Annotated in this window: 14 protein-coding genes; 6 read left to right on the top strand and 8 right to left on the bottom strand. The window is 65.2% G+C overall.

Annotation, left to right across the window (positions count from 1 at the left end; genetic code table 11):
• Positions 1 to 34: 34 nt before the first annotated feature.
• The gene (locus tag NUW50_RS13225) at positions 35 to 493 is read left to right on the top strand and encodes a GatB/YqeY domain-containing protein (RefSeq protein WP_258289609.1); all 459 of its coding nucleotides are present in this window, start codon (positions 35 to 37) and stop codon (positions 491 to 493) included.
• A 6-nt stretch (positions 494 to 499) separates the two neighbouring features.
• Here NUW50_RS13225 and NUW50_RS13230 read toward each other — a convergent pair whose 3' ends face one another.
• The 4 genes from NUW50_RS13230 to NUW50_RS13245 all read right to left on the bottom strand — a co-directional run bounded on the left by NUW50_RS13230 (position 500) and on the right by NUW50_RS13245 (position 4,441).
• Positions 500 to 1,039, bottom strand: coding sequence for a DUF2244 domain-containing protein (locus tag NUW50_RS13230; protein ID WP_338001361.1), 540 nt, complete (start codon positions 1,037 to 1,039; stop codon positions 500 to 502).
• 209 nt (positions 1,040 to 1,248) lie between these two features.
• Complete coding sequence (locus NUW50_RS13235) at positions 1,249 to 2,922, bottom strand: cytochrome c oxidase subunit I (protein WP_258289610.1); 1,674 nt, start codon at positions 2,920 to 2,922, stop codon at positions 1,249 to 1,251.
• A 221-nt stretch (positions 2,923 to 3,143) separates the two neighbouring features.
• On the bottom strand, positions 3,144 to 3,557 hold the full coding sequence (locus NUW50_RS13240) for a c-type cytochrome (protein ID WP_258289611.1): 414 nt from the start codon (positions 3,555 to 3,557) through the stop codon (positions 3,144 to 3,146).
• A 398-nt stretch (positions 3,558 to 3,955) separates the two neighbouring features.
• Positions 3,956 to 4,441, bottom strand: coding sequence for an autoinducer binding domain-containing protein (locus NUW50_RS13245; RefSeq protein WP_258289612.1), 486 nt, complete (start codon positions 4,439 to 4,441; stop codon positions 3,956 to 3,958).
• A gap of 132 nt (positions 4,442 to 4,573) precedes the next feature.
• Here NUW50_RS13245 and NUW50_RS13250 point away from each other — a divergent pair, with 132 nt between their 5' ends.
• From NUW50_RS13250 to NUW50_RS13260, 3 genes are all read left to right on the top strand, one after another.
• Positions 4,574 to 5,185, top strand: a complete 612-nt coding sequence (locus NUW50_RS13250; protein ID WP_258289613.1) for a helix-turn-helix transcriptional regulator — start codon at positions 4,574 to 4,576, stop codon at positions 5,183 to 5,185.
• Positions 5,186 to 5,282: 97 nt separating this feature from the next.
• A complete protein-coding gene (locus NUW50_RS13255) occupies positions 5,283 to 5,891 on the top strand; it encodes an acyl-homoserine-lactone synthase (RefSeq protein WP_258289614.1) in 609 nt (202 codons plus the stop codon).
• A 151-nt stretch (positions 5,892 to 6,042) separates the two neighbouring features.
• Positions 6,043 to 6,360 (top strand): hypothetical protein, encoded by a 318-nt coding sequence (locus tag NUW50_RS13260; RefSeq protein ID WP_258289615.1) that lies wholly within the window; start codon positions 6,043 to 6,045, stop codon positions 6,358 to 6,360.
• An 18-nt stretch (positions 6,361 to 6,378) separates the two neighbouring features.
• Here the strand turns inward: NUW50_RS13260 and NUW50_RS13265 are convergent, their stop codons facing one another.
• The 3 genes from NUW50_RS13265 to NUW50_RS13275 all read right to left on the bottom strand — a co-directional run bounded on the left by NUW50_RS13265 (position 6,379) and on the right by NUW50_RS13275 (position 9,020).
• Positions 6,379 to 8,022 carry a CTP synthase gene (locus NUW50_RS13265; protein WP_258289616.1) on the bottom strand — a complete coding sequence of 548 codons (1,644 nt, stop codon included), beginning with the start codon at positions 8,020 to 8,022 and terminating at the stop codon, positions 6,379 to 6,381.
• Between the two features lie 143 nt (positions 8,023 to 8,165).
• Positions 8,166 to 8,522, bottom strand: coding sequence for a preprotein translocase subunit SecG (secG, locus tag NUW50_RS13270; RefSeq protein ID WP_258289617.1), 357 nt, complete (start codon positions 8,520 to 8,522; stop codon positions 8,166 to 8,168).
• A gap of 99 nt (positions 8,523 to 8,621) precedes the next feature.
• The gene (locus NUW50_RS13275) at positions 8,622 to 9,020 is read right to left on the bottom strand and encodes a DUF6524 family protein (protein ID WP_258289618.1); all 399 of its coding nucleotides are present in this window, start codon (positions 9,018 to 9,020) and stop codon (positions 8,622 to 8,624) included.
• 151 nt (positions 9,021 to 9,171) lie between these two features.
• On the opposite strand from NUW50_RS13275, the gene NUW50_RS13280 reads away from it, so the two are divergent.
• Entirely contained in the window at positions 9,172 to 10,464 is a 1,293-nt protein-coding gene (locus NUW50_RS13280) for an adenylosuccinate synthase (RefSeq protein WP_258289619.1), read from the top strand.
• The gene (locus tag NUW50_RS13285; protein WP_258289620.1) at positions 10,464 to 10,712 is read left to right on the top strand and encodes a DUF2842 domain-containing protein; all 249 of its coding nucleotides are present in this window, start codon (positions 10,464 to 10,466) and stop codon (positions 10,710 to 10,712) included. Before NUW50_RS13280 ends, NUW50_RS13285 begins: the two co-directional genes overlap by 1 nt.
• Positions 10,713 to 10,854: 142 nt before the next feature.
• Here the strand turns inward: NUW50_RS13285 and NUW50_RS13290 are convergent, their stop codons facing one another.
• Positions 10,855 to 13,404: a hypothetical protein gene (locus NUW50_RS13290; protein ID WP_258289621.1), complete on the bottom strand. Its 2,550-nt coding sequence runs from the start codon at positions 13,402 to 13,404 to the stop codon at positions 10,855 to 10,857.
• Between the last annotated feature and the right edge of the window lie 100 nt (positions 13,405 to 13,504).

The following is a 13,504-nucleotide window of genomic DNA, read 5'->3' on the forward strand; positions in this document are numbered from 1 at the left end:
TCTCTTGACGCAGCGCATGGGGATGGCTGAGATCATGGAACTTAGGGCACGCATCAGCGAGGCGCTGAAAAGCGCCATGCGCGAGAAGGAAGCCGAGCGTCTGTCGACGCTGCGACTGATCAATGCGGCAATCAAGGATCGCGATATTGCCTTGCGCGCTGAAGGCCGCGACGACGGCGCCAGCGATACGGAAGTGCTGCAGATCCTGGGCAAGATGGTGAAGCAGCGGCAAGAGAGCATCCGCGCCTATGAAGAGGGCGGGCGGCTGGAACTGGCCGAGAAGGAAGCCGAGGAAATCAAGGTGATCGAGGGTTTCCTGCCCCGGCAACTGACCGAGGCCGAGACCCGGGCCGCAGTGGCCGAGGCGATCAGTGCCACCGGCGCATCTTCGATCCGCGACATGGGGCGGGTGATGGGCGAGCTGAAGGCCCGTTTCACAGGTCAGATGGACTTCAGCTCGGTCGGCTCGATGGTCAAGGAGCGGCTGGCCTAGCCACCGCTACCGCCGGGCCGGGTTTGCGAAGGCCGCCACCAGTTCGTTGCGCAGCGCGACTCGTTCCTCGGGGCCCAGAAAGGCGCCGATCTCGACCGTTCGCGGGCCGCCGTGCAGGGTCAGGTAATTCTCGACCGGGCCACCGGTTTCCTGCATCTCGACCCGGACCCAATAGGGATTCGCCTCCCAGCTGCGTTCCCGGCCATCGGGGTCGATCCGCACCAGCCGCGCCGCCTCGTCGGTGATGGTCAGCACCTCGCGCAGCGCGCCGTCGCGGTATGAGCGGCGCAGCAGCACCCAGGTCAGCGCCAGCGCGCCCAGCACATAGGGCAGCATTCCCCAGAGTGCCGCCTGGCCCAGCAGACCGAGCACCGGCACCATCAGCAGCACGAATGTCACCGCGATGAAGGCGACAAAGCCCTGCGGCGGCAGCGACCGGTAGGGCCAAAGCGTCAGGGTGACCTGCGGCCTGTCGGGCCCGGCTCCGGGGCTGTGCGGGACGTTTTCGCTCCAGTGATAGGGCATGGCGTCAGGCTTCTTCGGCAAGGTGGCGGGGCATCCCGTTTTCCTGTGTCGCCGCGGTGAAGTCCAGCGTGTCGGTTCCGGCTGAGCCGAGAGGTCGCAGCCCGGTGGCGATTTGCCTGAATCGAGGGCGTTTTGGTTCCGGGGCAGGGGCGCCGTCGCGGCGGGGGCCCGAAAAGCGAAAGACCCCGGGGGATACCCGGGGTCTTCCTGTCTTGCTCTGGCGGGCCGCCCTAGTGGGCGTGGCCGTGGTCCCAGTCGCTCTGCTTCGGCAGCGTCTCGAACGTGTGTTCGGGCGGCGGCGAGCTGAGGGTCCATTCCAGCGTGTCGGCATACTCGTTCCAGTAGTTGTTCTCGGTCACCTTCGCGCCGCGGGTCAGCGTGTAGTACATGATGACGAAGAACACGACGAAGGAGGCGAAGGACAGGAAGGCACCGATCGACGACCAGTAGTTCCAGTAGCCAAAGGCTTCGGGGTAGTCGATGTAGCGCCGGGGCATGCCCTGACGGCCGAGGAAGTGCTGCGGGAAGAAGGTCAGGTTGACGCCCACGAACATCAGCCAGAAGTGCAGCTTGCCGGCCCATTCCGGATACTGCCGGCCCGACATCTTGCCGATCCAGTAGTAGATGCCGGCGAAGATCGCGAAGGCGGCCCCGATGCTCATCACATAGTGGAAGTGCGCCACCACGTAGTAGGTGTCGTGATAGGCCCGGTCGATCCCGGCCTGGCTCAGCACGACGCCGGTGACGCCACCGATGGTGAACAGGAAGACGAAGCCGGTGGCGAAGAGCATCGGCGTCTTGAACTCGAGCGAGCCGCCCCACATCGTGGCGATCCACGAGAACACCTTGACCCCGGTCGGAACCGCGATCGTCATCGTGGCCAGCATGAAGTAGCTCTGCTGGGTCAGCGACAGACCGGTGGTGTACATGTGGTGCGCCCAGACGACGAAGCCCAGGAAGCCGATGGCGATCAGCGCCCAGACCATCGGCAGATAGCCGAAGATCGGTTTCTTCGAGAAGGTCGCGATGACGTGGCTGATGATGCCGAAGCCCGGCATGATCACGATGTAGACTTCCGGGTGGCCGAAGAACCAGAGGATGTGCTGGTAGAGAATCGGGTCCCCGCCGCCGGCGGCATCGAAGAAGGTGGTGCCGAAATTGCGGTCGGTCAGCAGCATGGTGATGGCGCCCGCCAGAACCGGCAGCGACAGCAGGATCATCCAGGCGGTGACGAAGATCGACCAGGAGAACAGCGGCACCTTGAACAGGGTCATGCCCGGCGCCCGCATGTTGAGGAAGGTGGTGATCATGTTGATCGCGCCGAGGATCGACGAGGCGCCCGAGACGTGGACCGCGAAGATCGCCAGATCCATCGCCATGCCGCTTTCACGGACCGACAGCGGCGGATAGAGAACCCAGCCGACGCCGGCGCCCAGCTGGCCGTCGCCACCCGGCGCGAACACCGAGCAGATCGCCAGGGTGGTGCCCGCGACATACATCCAGAACGACAGGTTGTTCATCCGCGGGAACGCCATGTCCGGCGCACCGATCTGCAAGGGCATGAAATAGTTGCCGAAACCACCGAAGAGTGCGGGGATCACGACGAAGAACATCATCAGGATGCCGTGGCCGGTGATCAGCACGTTCCAGAGGTGCCCGTTCGGCGTGCAGTCGCCGACCGCGGCCGCGGTGACCCGCAGGCCCTCCATGCACATGTACTGGACGCCCGGCTCCATGAGCTCGAGCCGCATGAACACCGTGAAACAGACGGATATGAAGCCCACCACCGCCGAGACGACGAGGTAGAGGATGCCGATATCCTTGTGGTTTGTGGACATGAACCAGCGGGTGAAGAAGCCCCGTTGGTCGTGGTGGTCCTGCGCGTGCGTGGCGGCGTCTGCCATGCTGATCTCCCGTTCTTGCACTTCTGCCGGGGGCAGGCTCGGCGCACAGCGGGTGCAACGGGCCGAGGCCGGGCGGCAGGTTCCTGATAGCTTCTAATTCGGTGCCGGGGCGGGGGCAATGCTCAAGCCGCAGTCCGACACGGGAAAATTGTCGCGGCCCGGCTCCGGGCCACAGGCCGACGGCGCGCACCCCCGCGGCACGGGGGCGCGAGTCCGGCGCTTCAGCTGTTCAGCGACTCGAGATAGGCCGCGACATCCCGGCCGTCCTTGAGTTTGTAGGTCATCTTCGACTTGGCCGTGCCCTTGCCGAGGTATTCACGCAGGAACGTCTTGGGGTCCTTGATGAACTGCGGCAGGTTCTCGGTATCCCAGACCAGCCCGGCTTTGCCGGCCGCCAGCATGTCGGGGCTGTACTTGAACCCTTCGTAGCTGCCCGCGGGGCGCCCGATGACGCCAAAGAGGTTGGGTCCGACCCGGCCGCCCTTCTGAATGACCTTGTCGCCGTCCACGATCGAGTGGCAGGCCTTGCACTTGCCGAATTCCTTGATCCCGTGTTCGATATCGCCGTCGGCAAGGGCCGGCAGCGCCGAAAGGGTCAGGATCGCAAGCGTGATGGGTTTCAACAGTTCGCGCATTGGAAGTCCCAGATTGATTGACAGGCCCTTGTCTTAGCCAATTGCGGCACCGATTTCGAGCGGCCCATTGTCGCGCCCGATTCCGGCCTGGTCTTTCGACGGCGCATCGAATTCGCCGGGCCGCACCTGGCGTTGGTAATCGGGTTTGAGACTTGCTCGGGCGGGGCCAGCAAACGGACGATGCGCGGATTCAACCTCCGGGTGATCCGCCTGATCCCCCGCCCTGGCCGGCCGAGTCGCGTCGCGCGAACAGAATCGCGACCTTCCCGCCGCAGTGTCGGGGACGGGGGAGCACGGTCCTGTGTCAGCCGCGTGGCATGTCAGGATTGTGGCGCCCGACCTTCGAATGCGGCGGAACTGTGGCGGAAGTGTGACAGGTTCGGTGCCGCCGCGGTCGGTCAGCTATGGGTCATCCGAATCGACATCTCGGTCAGCGCTTCGCGATCCTCGTCGCTGAGCGCATCGGTGCCTTCGGTCAATGCATGCAATTCGGCCAGCAGCGGGCGGATCGCGGCGATTTCTTCATCGGTGAACTCGCGATCCGATCGCACGAAACTGGCGACCGAACGCAGCCCGCCCGAGGAGATGGCGATGGTCACGCCATAGTTAAGCCCGTGCGCGCGCGCGCCTTCGAAAACCCCTGCCGTGTCCTTCTCGGCCAGGTCGCTCCAGCGCACCGCGCCGGTCTGGGTCAGACCCCAGGCGACCGTAGGATCCTTCATTAGCAAGCCCTTATTGGTATATTCTTCGCTCCAGGCGACGGGGTAGCTCTGAAACAGGAAGGTCGGCGCCGAGAAGCGGATATGCAACGCGATGGCGAATCCGGCGGGACTTTCCTGGTGCAGAAGTCCGATTAGCTCGGCGATCGTGGCCTTGTTTTTCATTGCGCGTCTGTCTGCTCGCTGTTAAGTTGCGCGGGCTGTTACCAGCGCCCCGAAAAGAGTACCAGATTCAACCAGAATGCGTTGTTTGCATTCTGCAACAAGTCTTAAACGGAACCCGCACTGGTTGTAAACTTGCAGAAAACCACAGCACAGGGGCAGCGCTTCTTCGAACTCGCGCCGGCAGGTCACTACTTGGCCCTGCGGGTGGGTTTTGCCTTCCCGATGGAAGAGAGGATCGAGCTTCCCCCGGCCTGGATCGCGGAATACACCCGTGGCGGGCTGATGCTGATGGACCCGGTGATGAAGTGGGTCTACCAGCACCAAGGTGCCCAGCGGTGGAGCGAGCTGGCCTTGCCCGATCCTGCAAATGTCCTGGCCGCTGCGGCGCGCCACGGCCTGTGTTTTGGCGCGGCTGTCGCGGTCAATGATCATGATTTGAAGGGCCAGCGCAGCTTTGGCTCCTTTGCCCGCTCCGATCGCGAATTCTCGGATGCCGAACTGGATGAACTGTTGGCCGAGGTCGAGCGGCTGCATCAGGCCAAGGCGCCGCCGACCAACCTCACCAAGGCCGAACTCGAGGCCCTGCGCATGGTGAAGGACGGGTTGCTGATGAAGGAGATCGCCGGGCTTCTGGGGGTCTCGGAAGGCGCTGTTCAGCAGCGTCTGAAGAACGCGAAGACCAAGTTGAATGCGACAACTTCGTCACACGCTGTGTCAATGGCGTCAGGATTTGGGCTAATTTAGGGCAAAAAGTTGGCGGAAATGGGGCATTGTTTCGAATCTTCGTAGCATTGTCCCAAAAGTGCTGTTTTCATTCACTCGCCGGTAAGGAGAGTGAATCATGCACAACATCACCTTTGACTTGTCGCGGCTCCATCTCTATGGGTCTGCTTTCTATGACTTCCTGAAACTTCGGAAGCACTTCTTCGTCGATACGCTCGGCTGGGACATCCCCCATGATGATTCGGTCGAGATGGATCAATATGACAATCCCAAGGCGCACTACTCGCTGGTGCTGCAGAACGGAAAGGTCGTCGGCGGCGCGCGCTGCATGCCGACATCGAGCCGTTGGGGACAGCACAGCTACATGCTGAAGGATGCGCGCGACGGCAAGCTCGAGGACATTCCTGCCTCGGTCATGCCGAGCGACGTGGTCTCGGATCAGGTCTGGGAATGCACCCGGCTCGTGGTCTCGGACGAACTGACCAGCCACGCGGAGCGGTCGGAATGTCTGTCGCTGATCGTGGATGGATTGATCCGCACCGCCAATCTGCACGGCGCGGCCGAGCTGATGTCGCTGTCGCCGGTCTCGCTGATGCGGGCGCTTCGGCAGCTGGGCTATGACGCATACCGCGTCGGAGAACCCTATCGCAACTTCGGTGACGGCCGGAACTACGCGGTTCTGGCGATGTCGGCACAGCCTGTGATGGGGCTGATGGCGGCGGAATAGCACGCGGGGAGGGGCCGGACGCGAGCCCATGGCCCCCCGATGCCCCCCGGTGGTGCATCCTTACCCAGGCGGTTTACGCCACCGGGCGGGCGCAGCTATGCTGTGTCGGCTGGGCCGGTCAGGCCCCGAACATGTAATCAGGAGTCCCTCGATGACCGCTGCGCGTCTCGTTCTTGCCACCCTTTGCCTGCCGCTGCTGGCCGCCTGCGAGATGGAGGGCGGGTCCTTCCAGGGGAGCGAGCCGAGAACCATTGCGGATCGCTGTGTCCGCAAGGCCGCCAGCGCGTTGCGCGTGAAGCGTGACCTGATCACCGTGACCGAGGCGCTGTCGGTGCCGGAAGGCGACCTCGTGACGATGGAAGTGCCCGGAACCGGCACCGTGCGCTGCACGGCGGATGTGGACGGGGTGATTACCGAACTGGCGAACATGTCGGCCACGGTCGCGGCGGCCGAGGCCAGCCCGGGCTGAACCCGGGCAGGGGCCGGCTCAGACCAGCCGATCGACTTCCTTGGCGGCGCGGATGAAATCGCGGAACAACGGCGCCGGTGCGAAGGGTTTCGACTTCAACTCAGGGTGGAACTGGACCCCGACGAACCAGGGATGGTCCTTCCATTCGATGATCTCGGGCAGCCGTCCGTCCGGTGACATGCCGGCAAAGACCATGCCGCAGGCTTCCAGTTTCTCGCGATACTTGCCGTCGACCTCGTAGCGGTGGCGGTGGCGTTCCTCGATCTCGGTCGTGCCATAGGCCTTTGCCGTCTTGGAGTCCGGTCGCAGGATTGCCGTATAGGCGCCCAGCCGCATCGTGCCGCCCTTGTCGTCATCGACCTTGCGGGCCACGGTGTGATTGCCCTTCACCCATTCCTTGAGGTGATAGACCACCGGGGTGAAGCGCTTCTTCCCGGCCTCGTGGTCGAATTCCTCGCTGCCCGCATCCTTCAGCCCGGCCAGGTTGCGCGCCGCCTCGATCACCGCGATCTGCATTCCCAGGCAGATGCCCAGATAAGGCACGCCCTTTTCGCGGGCGAACTGTGCCGCCTTGATCATGCCCTCGGTGCCACGCTCGCCAAAGCCGCCCGGAACGAGGATCGCGTGGAAGTCCTGCAGATAGACCGAGGGATCCTCGCGTTCGAAAATCTCGCTGTCGACCCATTCGGCGCGGACCTTGACCCGGTTCGCCATGCCGCCATGAGTCAGCGCCTCGGACACCGATTTGTAGGCATCCTCCAGTTGGGTGTACTTGCCGACCACAGCGATCCGCACCTCGCCTTCGGCGGTATCGACACGGTCGGTGACGTCTTCCCAGCGTTCGAGGTTGGGACGGGGCGCGGGCGAAATCCCGAAGGCATCCAGCACCGCCTGGTCGAGCCCCTGGCGGTGATACGCCATCGGCGCTTCGTAGATCGACTTGAGGTCGAGCGCCGCGATCACCGAATCCGGCCGGACATTGCAGAACAGCGCCAGTTTCTCGCGTTCCTTGGCGGGGATCGGACGGTCGGCCCGGCAGACCAGTATGTCCGGGGCCAGCCCGATCGAGCGCAGCTCCTTGACCGAGTGCTGTGTCGGCTTGGTCTTCAATTCGCCCGCGGCGCCGATATAGGGCAGCAGGGTCAGGTGCATGAAGACGCATTGTCCGCGCGGCTTTTCCTGGGCGAACTGGCGGATCGCCTCGAAGAAGGGCAGGCCCTCGATGTCGCCGACGGTGCCACCGATCTCGCAGAGCATGAAATCGACTTCATCCTCGCCGATCCTGATGAAGTCCTTGATCTCGTTGGTGACGTGCGGAATCACCTGGATGGTCTTGCCCAGGTATTCGCCGCGGCGTTCCTTCTCGAGCACGTTGGAATAGACCCGTCCCGAAGAGATCGAGTCGGTCATCCGCGCCGCCACCCCGGTGAAGCGCTCGTAATGGCCGAGGTCCAGATCGGTCTCGGCGCCGTCGTCGGTGACGAAGACCTCGCCATGTTCGAAGGGCGACATCGTGCCGGGATCGACGTTGAGATAGGGGTCGAGCTTGCGGAGCCGCACCGAAAAGCCGCGCGCCTGCAGCAACGCCCCGAGGGCCGCCGAAGCCAGACCCTTGCCGAGCGACGACACCACACCGCCGGTAATAAAGACAAATCGCGCCATGGAGAGCCCCCGTGAGTAATGCCGATCGCGGCGGCGGTGTAGCCGGAATATTCCAGCACCCACGGGATTCAAGCCTTACGCGATTCCCGCGAGGGCCGCAACATCAAGTGGGCTGCCCAGGTGTCAAACCTAGGGCTTGTGTATCAGTCGGCGCGCGGCGGTGCGACGGGCGCATCGCTCGGTGCCGGCGGCAACAGATCCTCGCCCGCGGGAACCTCTGGGGTTTCCACCGCGGCCGGGACGGGTTCACCCAGCCGGTCCAGCACCGAAGCACCGGCCGAATTCTTTGCCGCCACGATCGTCAGCGCGATGGCGCAGGCAAAAAACGTGGCGCCGAAAATCCAGGTCAGCTTGGCCAGCGCCGTTGCGGCCGCCCGGCCCGACATCACGCCGCCACCGCCGCCCGACATCAGCCCGCCGCCTTCGGAACGTTGCAATAGCACGGCGCCGATCAGCAGCAGCGCGTTGATCAGGAGGACGGTGAGAAGGACGTTTTCCAAGGCGCGGAACCCACTGTTGTGACCGGCGCTATCTAGGCGCTTCGGGCGGGCTTCGCAACCCTGTCGGCAGTCAGCCCGGCAGCTTCGGGGTGCCGCGGGTCAATCGTCGTCCACGTCATCCATGTCGGCCTGGCCCGACAGGGCCTTGCGGGCGAAGCTCCAGGACAGGCCGACGCCGAGGACCAGCGACAAGGCCAGGATTGCCAGCCAGGTGTTCAGATCGCGGTTCGACAGGCTCAGCCAGCCCTGATCGTAGAGCACCCATCCCAGGGCGCCCAGCAAGGCGGCCACCAGAATCATTCCGAACGGTCCGATCGAGCGCAGCGTGGCGCGCAGGTAGATGATCCAGCCGACCAGAAGCAGCAGCCCCAGAAAGACCGTCAGCGAGGTCTGCTCGCGCCAGTTGCCAACGCTCCAGCTGGTGTAGTTCCAGGCGGTCGGATTGAAGGTCGCCGCCACCAGGAACAGGGCAAAGACCCATCTGATCAGAAATCCCATGCCTTCCCCCATTTCGGCCCGGTCGCCGCCGGCGTTTCGAGGACGCTAAGACCTCTGTCGCGCCCCTGTCCAGCCTTGCGGCGAAAATGCCGGTTTCGTCGGTGCGCCGGGACCGCTATGAGGGTGCCGGATTTGCACAGGGAGGCCGCGAATGGCCAATGTCGTAGTGGTCGGCGCCCAATGGGGCGACGAGGGCAAGGGCAAGATCGTTGACTGGCTGAGCGAGCGCGCCGATGTCATCGCGCGCTTCCAGGGGGGCCACAATGCGGGCCATACGCTGGTCATCGACGGCACCGTCTACAAGCTGTCAGCGCTGCCGTCCGGCATCGTCCGGCCCGGCAAGCTGTCGGTGATCGGCAATGGCGTGGTGCTCGATCCCTGGGCGCTGCTGGCCGAGATCGAGCGGCTGGCGGCGCAGGGGGTCAGCGTGACGCCGGACAATCTGATGATCGCCGAGAACACGCCGCTGATCCTGCCGCTGCATGGCGAGCTGGACCGGGGCCGCGAGGGTCAGAACTCGACAGCGCGGATCGGCACCACGGGGCGCGGCATCGGCCCGGCCTACGAGGACAAGGTCGGGCGCCGGGTGATCCGTGTCGCCGACCTCGCCGATCCGCAGACGCTGGAGACCCGAATCGAACGGCTCCTGACCCATCACGACGCGCTGCGCTCGGGTCTTGGCCTGCCGCCGGTGGACTGGGCCGGGCTCAGCGCCATGCTGGCCGAGGTGGCGCCAAAGATCCTGCGCTTCGCCGGGCCGGTCTGGAAGGTGATGGGCGAGATGCGCAAGGCGGGCAAACGGATCCTCTTCGAAGGGGCGCAGGGCGCGCTGCTCGATGTGGATTTCGGCACCTATCCCTATGTGACCTCCTCGACCACCATGGCCGGCGCGGCGGCGACCGGTTCGGGGCTGGGCCCGAATGCGGCCGGTTTCGTTCTGGGCATCGTCAAGGCCTATACCACGCGGGTCGGCGAAGGCCCGTTCCCGACCGAACTGGACGACGCGACCGGGCAGCGGCTGGGCGAGCGGGGCCATGAATTCGGAACCGTAACCGGGCGCAAGCGGCGCTGCGGCTGGTTCGATGCGGTGCTGGTCCGCCAGACCTGCGCGATCTCGGGCACCCGCGGCATCGCACTGACCAAGCTGGACGTGCTGGACGGGTTCGAGACCCTGAAGATCTGCACCGGATACAGGATCGGTGACGAGGTCTATGACTATCTGCCGACTGCCGCCGCGCTGCAGGCGAAGGTCGAGCCGATCTACGAAGAGCTGGACGGCTGGTCCGACAGCACGGCCGGCGCCCGGTCCTGGGCCGAACTGCCGGCGGCGGCGGTGAAATACGTCCGCCGCATCGAGGAGCTGATCCAGTGTCCGGTTGCGATGCTCTCGACCTCGCCCGAGCGTGACGACACGATTCTCGTCACCGATCCCTTCGTCGACTGATGGCGCTGCGCTGGAGAACCCGCCGCCGCCTGTCGCTGCTGGTGCTGGTCGTCGGCCTGCCGGTCTACATCCTGCTGGCGATGAAGCTGGTGTCGGTGCTGGCCCCGACCGATCGGCCGGCGATCCTCGTCGAACTGGCGATCTATGTCGGCCTGGGTCTGCTCTGGCTGCTGCCCTGCCGCCCCCTGTTTCGCGGCATCGGCCAGCCCGAGCCCGAGGACGAACGCCTGGCCCGTCAACGTCGCTGAGCCGCGTCCGGCCCCGAGGCCCACTGTCCCCCGAATCACGAAGGGGCGACCCCTGCGGATCGCCCCTCGGCCTGCCGAAATGAAGTGCGGGGCAGCCCTTTCGGACCGCCCCGCGGGCAGGCGTCACCCGACATGACGTGCCCTAGTGATGCGCGCCCTCGGGGCGGAAGCGCGAATTCTTGGCGATGGTGAACTGGCCACGCTTGATCTTCTGGATCTTGCCGGTGCGCAGCAGGGTCCCGAAGGAGCGCAGGCCGTCCTCCCGGCTGAACGCGCCCCCCGTCGCCTGCATCGCGGCCTTCATCAGCTGCGGGCGCGAGAAATGCGGCCGGCCTTCGACAAAGGCGGCATAGGCGGCGGCGGCTTCCAGGACGTCCGGCAGTTCGGTGGCGGCCATCTTCTCGGCATATTCCTCGAAGGAAATGCTGTCGGCGATCGCCTTGCCTTCGGCGGGGAATTCGTCATCCGCCAGTTCGTCGTCCTCCATCAGAGCCAGGTTGCCGGTGGTGATCCGGCGCGGCCGGACCGAGGACTCGGAGGGCACTTCCAGATTCGGCAGGTCGATGCGCTGCTCGGAGACCAGCATCAGCGGCGCCAGGCGGCGTGTGGTGCCGGTGGCCCGCTCGCCGGGGCGGCGCGGTCGCACCACGCGTTCCAGATCGTTGCGATACTGGCTCATGTCCTCGTCGGTCTCGATGGCCTCGCCATTCTCGTCCCGGTCGGCGCGGGTCGCGGCAACGGCGGCCTTCAGATGCGCGATGGTCGAGCGGCGGCGCGAAGCCTCGGTATCGTCGAGCTGGCTGTTGGTCTCGTCCAGGATGCGGCGCACCGAGGCGTCGTCATCGCCGGCATAGGTCTTGTCCAGCAGCGATTTGCCTTCGCGGTTCCGGCGCGGCGTGTCGGCGGCAGAGATCGCTTCCTCGAAGGCGGCATGGTCCTCGGCCGCCTGGGCGGTGAGACGCTCGCTCTGGTCATCCCCGTCGGTATTGGCCGCCTCGGTTCCGGCGGCGTCTTCTTCCGCTTCGGCGGTGCCGGCATTCTCGGCTTCGACCTCGGCCAGTTCCGCCAGAAGCGAGGCTTCCTCTTCATCCGGCAGGGTCGATCCGGTCAGCGTCACCGGCGCCTCGAAGTCGTCCGTGACGTCCGCTTCGACGGCCTCAGCTTCTTCGGTGATGTCGGTGATCTCTTCCGGGCTTTCGGCGAGAAGGTCGATGTCGTCATCCTCGTCGTCCGCCCCGGCTTCGTCCTCGGCGTCGAAGAACAGCGAGGTGTCCTTGTCGTCCTCCGCCTCGTCCTCGTCGTCCACATCCTGCACGGCGCGGGCAACGGCGTCGGCGATCGAGAACAGGCCGTCCTCATCCGTGGCCTCGCCCGATTCGTCCTCTTCATCCGTGTCGCGGTCATCCGACAGCACCGGCATCGGTGCCAGCTCATCGGCTTCCGGCGCGGTCTCGGTGTCCGGGAAATCCTCGGTCTCGCGGTCGATCGAGGGTTTGCGCATCTTGATGACCCGGGCCCGAACGAGACGCGGGGCAGGGGCCGGCTCATCCTCGGGCTCGACCTCGTTGTCGGTCTGGATGTCGGCATCCTGCTCGGGCAGCACGGTCACTTCGGCCGAGGCCATGACGGTGACCGAGGTCTGCACTTCGACCTCGTCCGGACCTGCCGAATCGGCACTCTCGCTGACCCGGCTGATCAGGTCGGCCAGATCGACATCACCCGAGGCAACCTCGGTATCGTCGCTGTCCTCGTCCTCGAAACCGTCGGTGTTCTCGTTGCTCGCCTCTTCCATCTCGACGGCTTCGATCTCGAGTTCGGCCTCGGTGGCGGCGGCAGCGGCGGCTTCGACGGCCATCGAGGTTTCCAGTTCGGCGGCGTCGGCTTCCGCCTGGGCCTCGGCCTCGACCATCGCTTCGGCCAAGGCCGTCTCGGCGTCGCTGTCGTCGGCGTCGGTGACGGGTTGAGCGGCCTCGACGGCTTCCGGCGCCTCGATGTCGGTGTCGGCGGTTTCGGCCGGAGCTTCGGCTTCCTCGACCGGCTCGACCTGTTCGGCGGCCGGCTCGGCTTCGACCTCGGCATCCTTCTCGGCGGGGGCGTCCTCGAAGGCCGAGGAGATCGGCTTGAAGCCCAGCATCTCTTCCGACTGCGGCTCTTCCACGAAAGCGTCGGCGGCGGCAGAGCGGGCCACGGCGGCACGGATCCGCAGCATCTTGGCGGCAAAGCTCTCGGGGGCTTCGGCGGGCTGCGGTTCGGCGGCGGTCTCGGCTTCGGGCCGGGTCGGGGCGGCGGTCGGCTCGGCGTCCGGGGTGGGCTCCGGAGACTGAGCGGCCAGCGCCAGGGCCCGGGCGCGCGACTTGTCCTTCTTCTTCTTTTTCTTCCGCGGCGTGGACTCGGCTTCGGGCTGCGCCGGGCTTTCACCCGCCTCGTCCTCGGAGTCATCCATCTGCCGCAGCGTGACGCCGCTGCCCTCCACCTTGGCGATCACCCTGCGGTTGATCTCGCGCTCGGCGATACGGTGCAGCATATCGGCGTCAGGGGTCGGAGGTTCGGCGCCGAAATAGCGGTCATCGGCTGCAAGGTCCCGAAAATACTCCGCAATTCCGCGCATTGTGGAGAACGGATCGTCGAACCCTTCCAGAGTACAGGAAAAGGTACCATACGATACGGTGAGGATCTTGCTTGTGCCTACCATCTTCTCGTCGCTTTCTCCCCCGAGCCAGCAATACCTTATTTACCAATGACTGGTTCGCAAACCGGAACAGATACGGGTAAATGGCGTGATATTTTCAGGG

This window comes from Frigidibacter sp. ROC022 (assembly GCF_024723735.1).
In the GTDB taxonomy this organism is placed as follows: Bacteria; Pseudomonadota; Alphaproteobacteria; order Rhodobacterales; family Rhodobacteraceae; genus SLM-1.